The sequence below is a fragment of the Pseudovibrio sp. Ad5 genome, assembly GCF_001623095.1.
In the GTDB taxonomy this organism is placed as follows: Bacteria; Pseudomonadota; Alphaproteobacteria; order Rhizobiales; family Stappiaceae; genus Pseudovibrio.
This window is the reverse complement of record NZ_LMCH01000015.1, coordinates 186,546-202,413: the sequence shown is the minus strand read 5'-3', so window position 1 is coordinate 202,413 and position 15,868 is coordinate 186,546. Positions and strand designations below refer to the sequence as shown.

The following is a 15,868-nucleotide window of genomic DNA, read 5'->3' as shown; positions in this document are numbered from 1 at the left end:
TGTCTGATGAGACCAAAACCATTGGTTACTCAGAGTGTTTTCTCTTGATTAGCAATCAAACAAAATTTGCGGCGTCCCGAAAGCAAATCTCTAAGAGGGCTGTTCTATATTCCCGCAAAGCACTATTGCGCATGGGTTCTCACCTACTTCTCCTATCGGCTTGCGCTGATGATGTTGGGAAATGTGCGGAAGTATTCCAATTTCCGCCGCAACATGAATGTAGATAATGGAAAACAAGATTTCATTATATCGTCCGCCAGCACCCTATCCGGGAGAAGCCGCAGAAGGCTGGAGAAACTTCAGTAATTATTTGAGCTCTGACCCTCTTGGTGTCATCCCAAAGGAGCTGTACGAGTGCGCGATTTTTCAGTTTGACGATGATGACCCGCGTAAATTCCTCGTAAATGAGCCCAAGTTGCTGTCCAGAGTCCTGGAAGAGCAACAAGCGATTTTCCCAAAAGGTGGCGGAATTGCAGAGCTATTGAAGCCGATCCTGCATAATGGTCTGGTTTCTGCAGAAGGTGTTGACTGGCAAGACCAGCATGAAATGGTTGCGCCTATCTTTTCCAACACAAGCGTCCGCATCTCGTTTGGCTATCTGCAAGAAGCACTAAGCTCCTTTGTTGAGCGTTTTCAGCAACACGCTGAGACTGGTCAAACCGTCAAACTGGCTGAAGAGATCAACTTTCTGGTTGCCGATGTTAATTTCCGCTGTGTGTTCTCAAAGCCCATTGAGATCCAGCTGGAGCATCAATGTTTCGACTCCATAATGAAATATGAGGAGGAAGTTGCCGGGACAGCGTTAGATCTGAAGCGCTTTACCGGTCGATCACAGCCGGTGTTTACAGAAGCTGCCTTGAAGACCGCAGAAGACGTGCGTGCTGTCATTTCGCAGATCATTGACGAGCACATGCATAACAAGCCTCCGAACTCTCAAAACTTCTTTCAAGTGTTTCAGGATGCCCGTGTTCCATCGACCGGCAAGCGTTTTACGAAATCACAACTTGTTGACCAGGTCGCTAGCATTTTCCTCTCCAGCCACGAAACAACATCTGCAGCGTTGTGTTGGTCTGTCTATATTCTTGCGCAATGCCCAGAGATAGTTGAGCGCATTCGAACAGAAGTGCAGCTGGTGACAGCTTGTGGCCGTATCTCTTATGAGCACCTGCCCCGTCTGCGTTTTACACGTGACGTCTTTAAAGAGGTCCTGCGTCTTTATCCACCCGTGCTTTATCTTTCCCGCGTTGCCCGAGAAGACACGACACTTGGGGACACTCTAATCCCTAAAGAATCCATGGTAATCATCAGTCCATGGGTTGTTCATCGCCACCGTTCATTCTGGGAAAATCCAGATATGTTCGATCCTGATCGATTTTCGCGCGGAGAAGCGAAAGCAACACTTGGGAGCTATTTCCCCTTTGGTTTGGGCCCGAGAATGTGTACGGGCGCCAGCTACGTCACCTTCCTTGGAATTAAAGTGATCGCGCGATTGTGTACCATGTTTGATTTTGAAACGCTCAACACTGATGACGTGCGCCCAGACAGTACTCTTTATTTAAAACCGTCGAGACCTGTTTTATGTAAAGTACATAAAAGGAAGTTTAGTAAGTAGTCGGAAGATCAAACGTCGAGGTTACCCAATGGACCCCAAAGAACTACAACAGCTAAAAGCAGGCATTCAGAAGGCACGTAAGCAAGAAGTCAACTTTGCGTATTCGCCAAACAAGAATCCAAAGGAAGACGACGCTTTGATGATTCACCCGCGGAAAAAGCCAAAGATGCTTTTGGTCGCGGTGAAGAAAGAGACCCAGAACCCCAAGAGCATGTGTGGGGTTGTGACCATCAAAAGTAAGGAAATGACCATCGAATGCGTTGGTAAGCCACCTACTCAAGGGCTTATCAAGATGATGCGTAAGTTCCTAATCAGCCAAAAGCTGAACTTCAAGATCCATGTAAAAGATGAAGAGGGCAACACCGTTCACTCTGATCACGCAGAGGAAGAAGGTGCAGAGACTCCAGATCATATGCTGGATACGTTCTCTCATGAAACTGATGAAGTTTCAGACTCCGGCAGTGACGAAGCCTTTACTGATGAAGAACTGGCTGCCAGCGGCGAAAGTCTGGAAGACACTGAAGACGACGAGGACACATCTGCTGAAGATGCCGCAGCAGCTGCCGCGGAAGACGCAGCACAAGAAGAAATACTACGTGACAAGCTGACGTCGATCCTGGCTGCACTCACCCATAAAGTTGAGAAAGCTCTCGGCAAAGATGAAGAATATGATGGCAAGCTGAGGCAGCAACTTGCAGCGGTTGAAGCCTCCGTCAATGCGCTGGACGATCCCGGTACGCAATCAGGTGTGAAAGCGATGCTTGCTCTGTTGGCGCAAGCTCCAACACCAGAGAAGGTCGACCAGAAAGAGGTCTTTGCCGCGATCAAAGAGTTTCAGGTTCAACGTGCAAATGTTGAAACAGAAATTGGTAGCCTCCTTGCCAAGCTAAAAGCACATTCAGACCCACGGATGCAGCTCATTCAGGCTAAGGGACCCTCTCAAGCATTGACTGGTGCAGCCAGTGTCCTGCAAGGGAATCTGGATGCGGTGCTCGCTGGTCTGAAAGACTGGGGCGCAGCTGATCCAAAGCAGAAAGTTGCTGTTGCGAAAAAACTCTCTGCAAGTATCACAACGCTCAACAAGCATATGGCCTCAGATAAACTGATCGACTTGCTCGAGAAAAATCCACTCGGTGTAACTGTTTCAATCAAGAAGCCGATTGAAGCTGCGCTGAAAGATATCGAACAGAAGATTTCTATCTGATCTAAACGCCCCATGCTGCGGTCTTTGTAGCATGGGGCGACCTTTGTTTTCGGGAACAAGCCGAAGGAGCACCCCGCATTGCCTTGCTTCTGTTTTTGTCCAGATATCATTCCCGACATCAACCTCAACCTGCTTGTTCCTCTTGTGTTGAAGGCAGGAGAAGCGACGGCCTTGCCGCGTATCAAAGGACCTTCTCTTCGTGTCACATCCCCCCATCTGTTCATGCGGTTTCGTCCGTTCAACTTCCTGAGCCTTGCGCAACTTTTGGCGTTGAACGCCAGCATCAATCATCGCCTAACTGCAGCTGCCGACCTGGCTCTTCGGGTGACGGAGTCTGCGACACTTCCCGCTGCCAAGCTAAAACTGAAAAAGCTTGCGCAAACCTCAGCGAAGTTCGCACTCCCTCTTGCGCTGAAGCTTGGTTCCCTTCCCGGCCATATCCTTGCAAAGCTGGGGCTTGCCGCGCAACTCATCCTTCAGATTAAGGGGCTCGGACTGAACCCGTTTAATCTCAATCTTGGCAAGCTAAATCTCATTCTCCCGAAGGCCAAAATCAATCTGCCTTTGCTTGGGCTCGTTGATCTGGGTCTGAAGCAGAATTTGAATATGAACGCTCAGGCTGATCTGAAGGCTCTTGCTAAGATGTTGGCTGACTTTGGCAACTGGAACCTTGGCTTCAAGTTCGATTTGAAAGCAGCATTCAAAATTTTGGCAGCTCTGAACATCATTGGTCTTTTGCAGCTGGCATTTGGCGAAAGCCTGTTTTCAGGAAACGTCAAAGCCTGGGCCCGCATTACTGCAAAGCTAAGCCTCTTTTCCAGATTACTACCACAGCTGAACCTGAAACTGCCGACAGCGAAAGTGGATCTGAGTGATCTTGACCTGAACATTGGTCAGGCTGACTGGCTTCGCAATGCAAACCGTATTTCCATGAGGGCATCTGCACGCGCATCACTTCGAGCATCCGCACGCCTCAATGCGGGTTTATTTGCCCGAACGGAGGCTGCCATTGGGCTTGCCTATGCGCTCTCCGCAGCTCTTAACATCAAGCCCACGACTAGGTGCTGTAGTCGCTGTGCGTTAATATTCTAACGCGTTCTTCAGGCACAAATTTCAGCAGTTGAGTAACCATTTGCCGCCAGTCTGGCGGTAGTTTTCTGAGGTCGGGATTGCTCTGCCGAAACGCAATGGCAGCTTCATATGTGTCCTTGATATGATCCCGATTTCCAAACATCTCGCGTATAATCAAGCCGAGTGCATACAGGTCTGCTTTCTCGGTGATTTGATCCGTGCCTAACCCGAGTTGTTCTGGAGCGGCATAGTTCAAATGACCAGTAAAACTGCTACGGGGTCTTATAAACGGCAGCTCGTCAGTAAAGGCACAATAGGCAAAATCCAGAATGACTAAGCCATGCTCTCCCTGGTTGCTTAGCATGATGTTGTTGGGAGCGAGATCCAGGTGAGCAATCCCTGCGTTATGGAGATGATTGATCGTCAGAACCAATTGTTTACAGAGTTGGACACATTCTTTTGAGGACAGCAACGCCTTACTCATCTTTTCGGCAAGAGTTTGGCCTTCCACCAACTCCATCACCAGCTTGATGTTTCCGTCTTCGGATTTCAGCTCCACAAACTTTGGCGCAATGGTGCCTGACAGGCGCTGCAGGGCTTTTGCTTCTCTAAAAAAAAGTTGCTGCGGAGCAGATGGTGAGATGAGCGTCTTCTCTGCCAACATGCGTTTTGTCGACGGGCACTTGTAAAACCTGACAGTGCTTGTTGATGTGTTCTTTGCAGGTTCCAACACAATATCCTCATATCTGTCAGAGTGTTCTGGTTGCAGAGATACTTTTCCCTATCAAGTCAACGAGTTAATAACGATATTACCAGTTCCTCTTATACTGTACACACAATGAAATGATCTTGCGGAATATTATAGGCCCATCTCGAGTGGTCGCCCCACTCATTTGGCAACCTCTACCAATCCTATGCGCAAATACTTGGTAGTGATCGGACTTCCAGTCCCAATAAGCAGTAGCAGAGCGGGATAGATTTCGAATGGATCCAACGGCTTCCCTTCAACCTATTGAGGAGAATGCACCTTGCGGGCCGGATCTTGAATACGATCCTGACTTCCTGACGATGGAGACTGCTGCCAGTGGCACCCAAGATCACCAGATCGGGGAAGCCATTATCAAAGGGGAAGAGCCTGACTGGAAGGAGGCGCTACGCCTCTCCACCCAACTGCTTACACGGACCTACGATCTTCGCGTTGCCATCATTCACGCACAATCTCTAATTGCAATTGAAGGATATCCAGGCTTCGCCAAAGGCATGGATTTCATTGCACAAATGCTGGATTCTTTCTGGGATACGCTACATCCAGAACTTGATCCTGCAGAGGGGCATGACCCGATCATGCGTGCGAATGTCCTTTCCGCTCTCAACGACAGACGCACAACGCTTGCTTTGATCAGAAATGCCGCTTTAGTTCAGTCTCGTATCTTCGGAGCATGGTCTCTCAACGAGATCGCTATTGCCCGCGGGGAGACTGAACTGCCTGATGGTCGTGATAGGCCGGACATTGCCTCTTATGACGCTGCTCTCAGAGAGACTGATCGCGAAAACATTGCAGAGGTTGTTAATGCAATCGAAACCGCGATCAAAACATCCGAGCATATCCGGGATTTTTTCGCGCAGCACGGTGGCCTGATCCTTGACGACCTGCTGCGAGAGTTGCGTCAAGCGCAGTTTTTATTGGCTCCAGCACTGGAAATCGAAGAGGAAGAGGAGGAGGAAGATGGAGAACCTGACTCTGAGGAAGATGGACCAGTCAAAGCCCGAACAGGCAAGAAAAGCGCAAGTTTTACTGGAACAGTTATAAACCGAACTGACGTGTTAAGGGCTCTTGATGAAGTTTGTGCGTATTACAAGCGTAGCGAACCTTCAAGTCCGGTTCCACTTCTACTGGGTCGGGCCCGACGTCTTGTTGATCTCGACTTTTATTCCATCATCAAGGACCTCGCTCCAGATGGGGAAGCACAAGTTTTGAATATCAGAGGGGTACGCCCCGACGACGATGACGAGCATTCTGGTTCAATCGAATAACCCAGGTCTGAATAAGAACAAAAGTACCGGGAACCCGATCACATGGCAAAACAAAGTAGTCAGAAATTTATAGCGAGGAACAGAGCCCCTCGAGTGCAAATTGAGTACGATGTTGAATTGTACGGTGCAGAGAAGACCATCCAGCTGCCTTTCGTGGCTGGCGTGATGGCTGATCTTTCTGGCAAGCCCGAAGATCCACTTCCTCCTGTAGGGGATCGTAAAGCCCTTGAGATCGACGTCGACAACTTCGATGAACGCATGAAGTCGATGAAGCCACGTGTGGCATTCCGGGTTCCCAACACCCTCACAGGCGAAGGCAATCTCAGTGTTGATTTGACCTTCGAGAGTATGGACGACTTTTCTCCAGCAGCCGTTGCCCGCAAAGTAGACGCTTTGCGTACCTTGCTGGAAGCCCGTACTCAACTTGCAAACCTGATGACCTATATGGACGGTAAGTCCGGTGCCGAGGAGTTGATCGGTAAGGTTTTGAATGATCCTGCCCTTTTGCAAACACTAGCTGCCACACCGAAGGAAGGTGATGCTGCTGCTGAAGAGAAGGACGAAAATAATGGCTGAAGCTGAAAAACAACCGGAAGTCGAAGCCGAAGAGGCACAGGTTGAAGCTATTGATCCCAATAACTTTGAATCTCTCCTCACTCAAGAATTTAAACCCAAGTCAGACAGCGCAAAAGAAGCCGTAGAAGGTGCAGTGGCAACACTGGCTGAGCAGGCTTTGGCAAACACGACGCTGATTTCAGACGATACGCTGAAGTCAATCGAGTCAATTGTTGCCGAACTTGACCGCAAGCTTTCCGAGCAAATTCAAACGATCCTTCACCACGAAGATTTCCAGAGCCTGGAAGGTACCTGGCGCGGACTTCATTATCTCGTCAATAATACTGAGACTGACGAAATGCTGAAGATCCGGGTGATGAATATCTCCAAAAAAGAACTGAGTAAGACCCTGAAAAAATACAAGGGTACGGCTTGGGATCAGAGCCCGGTCTTCAAGAAAATCTACGAAGAAGAATACGGCCAGTTCGGTGGTGAGCCTTATGGTGTGCTGATTGGTGATTACTACTTCGACCATACGCCACCAGACGTGGCACTTTTGAACGAAATGGCAGAGATCGCCGCGGCGGCTCATGCTCCGTTCATTGCAGGTGCAAGCCCTAGCCTCTTCCAAATGGAATCCTGGCAAGAACTCTCAAACCCCCGCGATCTCACCAAAATCTTCCAGACACCAGAATATGCCGCATGGCGATCACTACGAGAATCTGAAGATTCCCGTTATATCGGTCTTGCAATGCCGCGTTTTCTGGCCCGGCTGCCTTATGGTCCGCTTACTGAGCCAGTGGATGAGTTTGATTTTGAAGAGGACACATCAGGTGCCTCCTCCTCAAAGTACGTCTGGTCCAACTCTGCTTTTGCAATGGCAACCAATATCACCCGCTCATTCAAGATGTACGGCTGGTGCTCCCGCATCAGAGGTGTTGAATCTGGTGGTGCTGTTGAAGGTCTGCCTTCACATACGTTCCCAACGGATGATGGCGGCGTGGACATGAAGTGTCCAACCGAGATTGCTATCACTGACCGCCGTGAAGCTGAACTTGCAAAGAATGGCATGATGCCATTGTTACACCGTAAGAATTCAGACTTAGCCGCGTTCATTGGTGCACAGTCTTTGCAGAAACCAGCAGAGTATACGGACCCTGATGCGACAGCAAATGCGAACCTTGCAGCTAGGTTACCTTACTTATTTGCAAGTTGTCGGTTCGCTCACTATCTAAAATGTATTGTTCGAGACAAGATTGGCTCGTTCAAAGAACGTCAGGATCTTCAGAACTGGCTGCAAGATTGGATCATGCGTTACGTAGATGGCGATCCTGCAGGTTCCAGTGAGCAGACAAAGGCGGAAAAGCCTTTGGCGTCAGCCGAAGTGGTCGTCGAAGCCGACGATTCAAACCCAGGCTACTACAGCGCGAAGTTCTTCCTGCGTCCTCATTACCAGTTAGAAGGTCTGACGGTTTCCTTGCGACTGGTTTCAAAGCTTCCGTCAGCCAAGGGAGGATAAACCTCAGGCTGACGCGGAAGACGGCAGCGTTTTTTATCAACCCATCCAAAACGCTGTTAATCGGCACTACGCCTCATGCGGCAAGCCGTTTAGTGCCACAACAACGTAAGCAACAAAAAGTGGAGCAAGCGTCATGTCAATTGATGCATATGTAATCTTCGAGGGGCCCGGTGCCGGTGCTATCGCCATTGAAGGCGAAACACAAGATGACGAAATGGCCAAAAAAAAGGCCTTCGAAATCGCCACTTTCAGCATGGGTGCTGAAAACACTATGGACATCGGTTCCATGCGTGGCGGTTCTGGCGCTGGTCGCGTGAAGTTTAAAGAATTCCAGATTGAAAAGAAAAGTGACCGCGGTTCGCCAGGCCTTTTCCTTGCTTGTTGTAACGGTGGTATTTACGAGACCGTGACACTTTTGCTTCGCCGTTCAGGTGGTGCATCCGGTAAGGCTGGTGTGATCTTCCTTACCTTCACAATGAAGCTGGTTGCCATCAAGGAAATCAGTTGGGAAGGTAACGACGAAGAGTGTAAAGAATCCATCCAGATGGAATACGGTGCTGTTCAGATTGATTACACCATGATGGATACCACTGGTGCGATGGGCAAGACACTTACCGAAAAGTGGAGCCGCATCAAGAATACTCGCGACCTCGTCGTCAAATAATCGAGTATTTTCCTACCTTATCTGTTTGCCGGGGTTTCCCCGGCAAACCTTCCTCATCGCAATAGTCTGGAGTGATCCCGTATGCCTGCGAAGGAACATCTAGCCACAGGTAATTTACAAGAAGCGCTCAAGATCACTCAGGAGCAAGTGCGAAAAAAGCCTGAGGACGTAAAAGAACGCATCCTCCTTTTCCAGCTCTATTGCGTCAATGGAGACTGGCTCAAAGCCAAAAAACAACTTCCAATCATCCGGCAGTTTGATGAAAGTGCCGTGCCTATGGTGGAGACTTACTCCCGCTTGCTGGATATGGAGCAATTGCGCGAAGAAGTCTTTTCAGGCGACAAGACGCCCCTGCTCTTTGGTGAACCCAAAGAATGGCTTTCTTTCCTGGTTCAAGCCCTCAAGTTCGATAGTGAGAAGAACGAACAAGCGGCAATTGAGCTTCGGGATAAAGCCTTTGAAGAAGCAGACGCTATTTCCGGAACCATCAATGGTGAAAAGTTCGAGTGGCTGGCAGATGCCGACCCGCGGCTTGGCCCCGTTCTTGAGCTTATGATGAGCAACGCCTATTACTGGGTTCCGTACTCCGCAATCAAATCCATCAGAATTCCAGAGCCTCGTGATCTGCGGGACATGTGCTGGACACCTGTGAACCTTCTTTGGGTCAATGGTGGCCCTGCAAATGGTTTCATTCCAACACGTTACGTTGAGACTGTTCATTCAGACGACCCAAACCTCAAGCTTTCCCGTTTAACCACCTGGAACGAAGACAGACCGATCGGGCAACGTATGTTTGCGCATGAAAGCGCAGAGATCCCTCTGCTTGAGGTGCGAGCGATCAACTTCGACACTGAACTGGATATTCATAAGGACATTGGCCCCGTAACGAGCGCAGATGATGCCGCATCTTCGACGGAGGGAGGCCATGGCTGAACGCCCTCTTGCTGATCGGTTAGTCCCGTCTTTGTTGGATCGTCTTACAGATGACAACCCGTTTCAGCAGGTGGAGCCTCGTGAAGCCCGTGTCACCAGTTCGGTTAATCTTCGGTATTCCATTCAACGTGATTTGGAGTGGCTTTTTAACACAACCCGCCTGGCATCAGACATTGATTTAACACCCTATCCCGAAGTCCAGTCCTCCGTCTTAAATTTTGGAATTCCAGACCTAGGCGCGATGACAAGCAAAAGTGCTGAAGAGATTGAAGACATCTTGCATGAGGCAATCGTACATTTCGAGCCTCGCCTTATCGCAGATAGTCTTTTGGTGTCTATCGTTGAACCTAATAAGCCACGCCGCTCCAATCGTCTGGACTTCCAGATTGAGGGGCAGCTGTGGTCTCAACCTTTGCCACAAGCCTTGTACCTGCGCACTGAGTTCGACCTTGATGTGCATGCGGTGCAAATAGCTAAACCGCGCCAGCGAGGTTCTTGACATGAAGCCTTGGCTGCTTCCGTATTACAACAGAGAATTACAGCATATTCGCGAAAGTGCCTCTGAATTTGCAGAGGCTTACCCCAAAGTCGCCGGACGCCTTGGGTTGAGCGGTTTTGACTGTGCAGACCCGTACGTTGAACGTCTTCTGGAAGGCTTTGCATTCCTGACTGCGCGTGTTCAATACAAGCTGGACGCTCAATTCCCTCAGTTTACGCAGCACCTTCTGGAAATGGTGTATCCTCACTTTCTGGCGCCAGTTCCATCCATGCTTATCGCAAGTTTAGAGCCGGATATGACGCAAGGCTCCCTGAAGGATGGGTATGTGATCCCTCGCGGAACGCAGTTACGCAGCCGCAAGAGTGCCCGCGGAGCGACGCCTTGCATCTATAACACTGCCCATGAAACAACCCTTTGGCCAATTACGATAGAGGCCATCGATTATCTGGCGAGCCCAAGTGAACTGGCCGCTCAGAAAGTTGAAGTGAAAAATGGAGCAAAAGCTGGACTTCGTATTCGACTAAAAACGGTTGGCAACATCCCGTTTAATGAGCTCGCACTGGATGAATTGCCGCTGTATCTGCGCGGTGGAGGCTCGCAACCGGTGAAGCTTTATGAGCAAATCATTGGCAATTGCACTGGCGTTTCGATCCGTCCAACAAGTTTGCCTACTCCCTGGGAAATCAGCCTTTCCTCCGAGATCGTGAACACGCGTGGATATGGAGACGAAGATGCGCTTCTTCCTTATGGTCCACAATCCTTCAGCGGGTACCGTCTGTTGCAGGAGTACTTCGCATTTCCGCATCGTTTCCTGTTTGTTGAACTGACCAATCTGCAACCTGCCGTTCGTCAATGCGAGACGGATGAAATGGATATCTTCCTGCTCTTTGATCGGATTGACAAAGATCTGGAACGTGCTGTTGATCGCGCCAACATCTCATTGTTCTGCACGCCTGCAATCAATCTGTTCTCAACGCGCCTTGATCGTTTGCATATCAACGACAAGCGCAGTGATCATCATGTGGTGCCAGACAGATCGAAACCGCTGGACTACGAGATTTATCAGTTACAAGAGGTTGAAGGGTTCAGCTCGCAAGGCGATGCCCCACAGATCTTTAAGCCGTTCTACAGCCTATCAAGTACGCAAGACTTACAAAGTGAAGGCGCCTACTACACAGTGAACCGCAAACAGCGGCTTGCGACGGCCAAACGTCAGATGACAGGTGGGCGGAGTAATTATCTTGGCACCGAAATTTTTGTCAGTCTCGTAGATGCGAAAGATGCCCCCTATAATCTGGCACTCAACCAGCTGGGCATCCGCGCGCTTTGTACAAACCGGGATCTGCCATTGATGATGCCGATTGGTGCGGGAAAGTCGGATTTCTCCCTTCCAGAAGGTGGGCCTGTTGAAGCGGTCAAATGCATTGATGGTCCTAGTCGGCCACGTCCTTCGAACATCTTTGGTGAGACCGCATGGCGTTTCATCAATCATCTCTCACTGAATTACCTCAGCATTGCAGACAACAACGATACTGATGGTGCGCAAGCACTGCGTTCCATCCTACATTTGTATGCACCACTGGGTGACAGTTCCACAACACAACAGATCGACGGCGTACGCTCAATCAACTCCACACGAGCTGTTCGCCGCCTCCCTGGACAAGGCCTTTCATCCGTGGCGCGCGGACTTGAGCTCAATATTACGCTTGATGAAGCCGCCTTTGAAGGCACGGGTGTGTTCTTGCTTGGTGCTGTGCTCAATGAGTTCTTTGCCCGTTACGTTTCGATCAACAGCTTCACCGAGACGGTGATCAGATCCAACGTACGCGGTGAAGTTATGCGCTGGCCCTGCCAGATCGGGAGGCGTCACAGACTATGACCGGCTCGCAAACACCGCCCCCTCCCAGCTCTTCTGGTCCACCCAAACCTCGCGATGGGCAAGGCACTCTGCCCGTACCGGTTAAGGCAGACGTAACGCCTGAAGCTCTGTGGAAGCAGCGTTTGCGCTCGGCTGAGAAAGATTACCTCAGTTACGAGTTTTTGCCTTTGGTGCGGCTTATTGAGTGTTCTAACCCGGAAATGCCTCGGATCGGAACGTCACGGCGCTGTCAGGATGATCCTGTTCGATTTTCTCATGAACCGCATTTGCAGTTTGAAGCCTCAACGATCACAGCATTCAAGCAAGGTGTTGGAGCAAAACCCAGCCGGTTAACCAGCAGGTTTTTAGGGCTATTTGGACCCAACGGTCCAATGCCGCTTCATCTGACTGAGTATGCCTTTAAGCAGGAACATCAACACCGCGATACAACTATGCGTGCATTCGCGGATGTCTTTCACCACCGTATCCTGAGCTTATTTTACCGCGCGGCGATTACGGGGGAGCCCGCGTTCAGCTTTGATCGCCCCGAACAAGACCGGTATTCGATCTATACCGGAGCACTCGCGGGGTTTGGACCGACTGAATTTCGGCATCGTGATGATTTGCCGGATGTGGTGAAGTACCACTTCGCAGGCCGTCTCGCCTTGCAAACGCGCGGGGCTGATGGATTACTGGCTATTTTAAGCTGTTACTTCAACCTTCCCGTCGCTCTGGAAGAGTTCATCGGAGAATGGCTGTATCTTCCCAAAAATCAAGTGACTGCCCTCAACGGCTTTCGCAATGCCGGTCTTCTCGGTGTTGGAGCTGCACTGGGAGGGCGTGTTTGGTCCAGCGACACAAAGTTCCGTGTGGCGTTCGGTCCTCTGAGCTTACGTGACTATGAAGGTCTGCTTCCTGATGGTGTTTCCATGCCGCGTTTGCTTTCAGCCGTCAGAGCCTATTGCGGCGATGAGCTGGAGTGGGACGTAGCTCTTGTCCTTAAGCGCAATCAGGTGCCGACTACCCGGCTTGGACAATATGGGAAGCTTGGTTGGACCACCTGGTTGTCACCCAAAAAACAAGGCGATCCGGTTCGAGATCTCAATTTACGCCCACGACAAGTCACTGAAAAATCAAAAGCATCTGTTCACAACAACAATCGTGCGAAGGCTGCCTAGGAGTTCCCATGAGTGATATCAAACGAGCGTCCCTCTTCGGTAAATTGAATCCGACCTGCTATCAGGCAATCGACAGCGCTACGACCTTTTGTAAGATGCGTGGCAATCCCTATGTGGAGTTGGAGCACTGGTTCCAGCAGTTGTTGAGTGGTCAAGATTCAGATCTGCACCGCATCTTGCGGGATGCAGAGATCGATGAGGCCCGGCTCGCGAGTGATCTCACCAAAGCCTTGGACAAGTTGCCCCGAGGAGCCAGTTCTGTCAGCGATCTGTCTCAGCACGTGGAAGAGGCCGTTGAACGCGGTTGGGTTTATGCCACTTTGATGTTTGGTGATAATGCCATCCGCAGCGGTTACCTTCTGATTGGCATCCTAAAGACACCGGGCCTTCGCAATACGCTCTTTGGCATTTCGCGTCTGTTTGAGAACATTTCAGCTGATGATGTTTCGACACGATACAAAAAGATCACAGAAGGCTCTCCTGAAGAAGGGAAAGCCAAGGATGGAACGCAACTCGATGCTGGTGAACAGAAAGCCACTGCTCCGGGTCTCAAGTCTGCTGATGAGGCGTTAGACGCCTACTGCACAGACATCACGGCAAAAGCAAAAGCTGGACAGCTGGATCCGGTTATTGGCCGTGAAGAAGAAATTCGCCAGATCATCGATACGCTGATGCGCCGTCGTCAAAACAATCCGATCCTGACTGGTGAAGCCGGGGTTGGTAAAACGGCAGTGGTCGAAGGTTTAGCAATCCGCATAGCAGAGGGCGACGTGCCCCCATCCATCAAGGATGTGCGCGTTCTGTTGCTTGATGTCGGGTTATTGCAGGCTGGTGCTGGCGTAAAGGGCGAATTTGAAGATCGCCTTCGCAAGATATTGGATGCAGTGCGCTCCTCTGTGCAACCGATCATCTTGTTCATTGATGAAGCTCACACGCTCATCGGTGCAGGCGGTGCGGCGGGAACCGGTGATGCAGCCAACCTCTTGAAGCCAGCTCTTGCTCGCGGTGAACTACGAACAATCGCCGCTACAACATGGTCTGAATACAAGAAGCACATTGAGAAGGACCCTGCCCTTGCTCGCCGCTTCCAGAACATTTTGGTTGAAGAACCTGATCCAGATAAAGCCGTTGCAATCATGCGCGGTGTGGCTGCGATGCTCGAAGAGCATCATCAGGTCCAGATTCTGGATGAAGCGCTTGAGGCTGCCGTACATTTGTCGATGCGTTTTATTCCGGCACGGCAGCTGCCAGATAAGGCAATCAGCCTGATTGATACAGCGTGTGCCCGGGTTGCTCTTTCACAGCATGCGACCCCAGCCGCTGTAGACGACTGCCGTAAGCGTCTCGTTATGATTGAGACGGAACGGGATATCCTTGAACGAGAAGCGCAGTCCGGGTTTGATGTCGGAGACAAGCTAACTGACGTGCACAAGAAGCTTGCAGAGCTTGAGAAAGAGCGTGAAGCTCTTGAAGCTGAATGGTTAAAAGAGCAATCGCTTGTTACAGAAATTCTGAAACTGCGTGAGGTGTTCCGCCAAACCAATGGAGATGAGAACGCAGATACGGCTCCAATCAAGAAGGAGCTGGACCGGAAACTTGAAGAACTAACCGAATTACAAGGTGAGCACCCTCTCATTCTTCCTGAAGTGGATGGCCAAGCGGTTGCAACAATTGTTTCTGACTGGACGGGCATCCCAACTGGACGCATGGTCTCTAACGAGATTAAAACTGTGCTGCACCTGAGCGATATCCTGAGGAAGCGGATCATCGGTCAGGATCACGCTATGGAGGTGATCGCTCGCCGCGTAAAAACCTCTCGTGCGAACCTTGATAATCCAAGTCGTCCCATTGGTGTGTTCCTTCTGGTCGGACCAAGCGGTGTTGGTAAAACCGAGACAGCCTTAGCGCTTGCAGAGACCCTTTATGGCGGTGAGCAGAACCTTATTACCATCAACATGAGTGAGTTTCAGGAGTCCCATACAGTCTCCACGCTCAAGGGCTCTCCACCAGGTTATGTGGGTTATGGTGAAGGCGGCGTTTTGACGGAAGCTGTACGTCGCAGACCTTACAGCATTGTGTTGCTGGATGAGGTTGAGAAAGCCCACCCTGATGTGCACGAACTCTTCTTCCAGGTCTTCGACAAAGGCATGATGGAGGATGGCGAAGGCCGGAAGATCAACTTCAAGAACACTTTGATCCTGCTGACCGCCAATGTGGGCAGTGACCTCATTTTGGATATGTGCGCAGACGAAGATCTGACACCGGATCCAGAGGGAATTGCCAAGGCTTTAAGACCCCCACTCCTGAAAGCCTTTCCAGCCGCCCTTTTAGGCCGGCTTGTAACTGTGCCTTATTATCCTCTGAGCTCTCCTGTCATTCATAAGATTATCAATCTGCAACTTGGCCGGATTGGTGATCGTATCCTTGAGAACCACAATGTAACGTTCACTTGGGATGACTCAGTTGTTGCCTTGATTGAGAGCAGATGTGCGGAAATTGAGAGTGGTGGTCGTATGATCGATGCGATCCTGACCAACACCCTTCTCCCGGATATCAGTACAGAGTTCCTGAAGAATATGAGTGAAGACAAGAAGATCACAGAACTCAAGGTTCTGACTGATGGTGATGCATTTGATTACAAGTTCAAGAAGTCACCTGTGGCTAAAAAAGATAAACACAAGAAGAAATAGGCCTTTCACAGACCATTCAGATAAATCTGAAAGCAAAATCAAAACATAGGC

At 50.2% G+C, this 15,868-nt stretch carries 13 protein-coding genes; 12 read left to right on the top strand and 1 reads right to left on the bottom strand.

What is annotated here, in order from left to right:
* Positions 1-226 precede the first annotated feature (226 nt).
* From PsAD5_RS09635 to PsAD5_RS09625, 3 genes are all read left to right on the top strand, one after another.
* Positions 227-1,612 (top strand): cytochrome P450, encoded by a 1,386-nt coding sequence (locus PsAD5_RS09635; RefSeq protein ID WP_057465251.1) that lies wholly within the window; start codon positions 227-229, stop codon positions 1,610-1,612.
* 28 nt (positions 1,613-1,640) lie between these two features.
* Complete coding sequence (locus tag PsAD5_RS09630; protein WP_063288541.1) at positions 1,641-2,816, top strand: hypothetical protein; 1,176 nt, start codon at positions 1,641-1,643, stop codon at positions 2,814-2,816.
* Between the two features lie 78 nt (positions 2,817-2,894).
* Positions 2,895-3,908 carry a hypothetical protein gene (locus tag PsAD5_RS09625; RefSeq protein WP_208980910.1) on the top strand — a complete coding sequence of 338 codons (1,014 nt, stop codon included), beginning with the start codon at positions 2,895-2,897 and terminating at the stop codon, positions 3,906-3,908.
* Here the strand turns inward: PsAD5_RS09625 and PsAD5_RS09620 are convergent.
* A complete protein-coding gene (locus PsAD5_RS09620) occupies positions 3,874-4,551 on the bottom strand; it encodes a protein kinase domain-containing protein (RefSeq protein ID WP_153040748.1) in 678 nt (225 codons plus the stop codon). The two genes, PsAD5_RS09625 and PsAD5_RS09620, sit on opposite strands and share 35 nt — an antisense overlap.
* Positions 4,552-4,871: 320 nt before the next feature.
* On the opposite strand from PsAD5_RS09620, the gene tssA reads away from it, so the two are divergent.
* The 9 genes from tssA to tssH all read left to right on the top strand — a co-directional run bounded on the left by tssA (position 4,872) and on the right by tssH (position 15,817).
* Positions 4,872-5,921, top strand: coding sequence for a type VI secretion system protein TssA (gene tssA, locus PsAD5_RS09615; protein ID WP_057465254.1), 1,050 nt, complete (start codon positions 4,872-4,874; stop codon positions 5,919-5,921).
* 42 nt (positions 5,922-5,963) lie between these two features.
* The gene (gene tssB, locus PsAD5_RS09610; RefSeq protein ID WP_057465255.1) at positions 5,964-6,497 is read left to right on the top strand and encodes a type VI secretion system contractile sheath small subunit; all 534 of its coding nucleotides are present in this window, start codon (positions 5,964-5,966) and stop codon (positions 6,495-6,497) included.
* Positions 6,490-7,995: a type VI secretion system contractile sheath large subunit gene (tssC, locus tag PsAD5_RS09605; protein ID WP_057465256.1), complete on the top strand. Its 1,506-nt coding sequence runs from the start codon at positions 6,490-6,492 to the stop codon at positions 7,993-7,995. Before tssB ends, tssC begins: the two co-directional genes overlap by 8 nt.
* 133 nt (positions 7,996-8,128) lie before the next feature.
* Positions 8,129-8,659 carry a type VI secretion system tube protein Hcp gene (locus PsAD5_RS09600; protein WP_057465257.1) on the top strand — a complete coding sequence of 177 codons (531 nt, stop codon included), beginning with the start codon at positions 8,129-8,131 and terminating at the stop codon, positions 8,657-8,659.
* An 81-nt stretch (positions 8,660-8,740) separates the two neighbouring features.
* Entirely contained in the window at positions 8,741-9,592 is an 852-nt protein-coding gene (locus PsAD5_RS09595) for a type VI secretion system accessory protein TagJ (RefSeq protein WP_063291945.1), read from the top strand.
* Complete coding sequence (tssE, locus tag PsAD5_RS09590; RefSeq protein ID WP_063291944.1) at positions 9,585-10,091, top strand: type VI secretion system baseplate subunit TssE; 507 nt, start codon at positions 9,585-9,587, stop codon at positions 10,089-10,091. The genes PsAD5_RS09595 and tssE overlap by 8 nt, the downstream gene beginning before the upstream one ends.
* Before the next feature lies 1 nt (position 10,092).
* Positions 10,093-11,970, top strand: coding sequence for a type VI secretion system baseplate subunit TssF (gene tssF / locus PsAD5_RS09585; RefSeq protein ID WP_063291943.1), 1,878 nt, complete (start codon positions 10,093-10,095; stop codon positions 11,968-11,970).
* Positions 11,967-13,127: a type VI secretion system baseplate subunit TssG gene (gene tssG / locus PsAD5_RS09580; protein WP_063291942.1), complete on the top strand. Its 1,161-nt coding sequence runs from the start codon at positions 11,967-11,969 to the stop codon at positions 13,125-13,127. The genes tssF and tssG overlap by 4 nt, the downstream gene beginning before the upstream one ends.
* An 8-nt stretch (positions 13,128-13,135) precedes the next feature.
* Positions 13,136-15,817 carry a type VI secretion system ATPase TssH gene (gene tssH, locus PsAD5_RS09575; RefSeq protein WP_063291941.1) on the top strand — a complete coding sequence of 894 codons (2,682 nt, stop codon included), beginning with the start codon at positions 13,136-13,138 and terminating at the stop codon, positions 15,815-15,817.
* Positions 15,818-15,868: the final 51 nt, after the last annotated feature.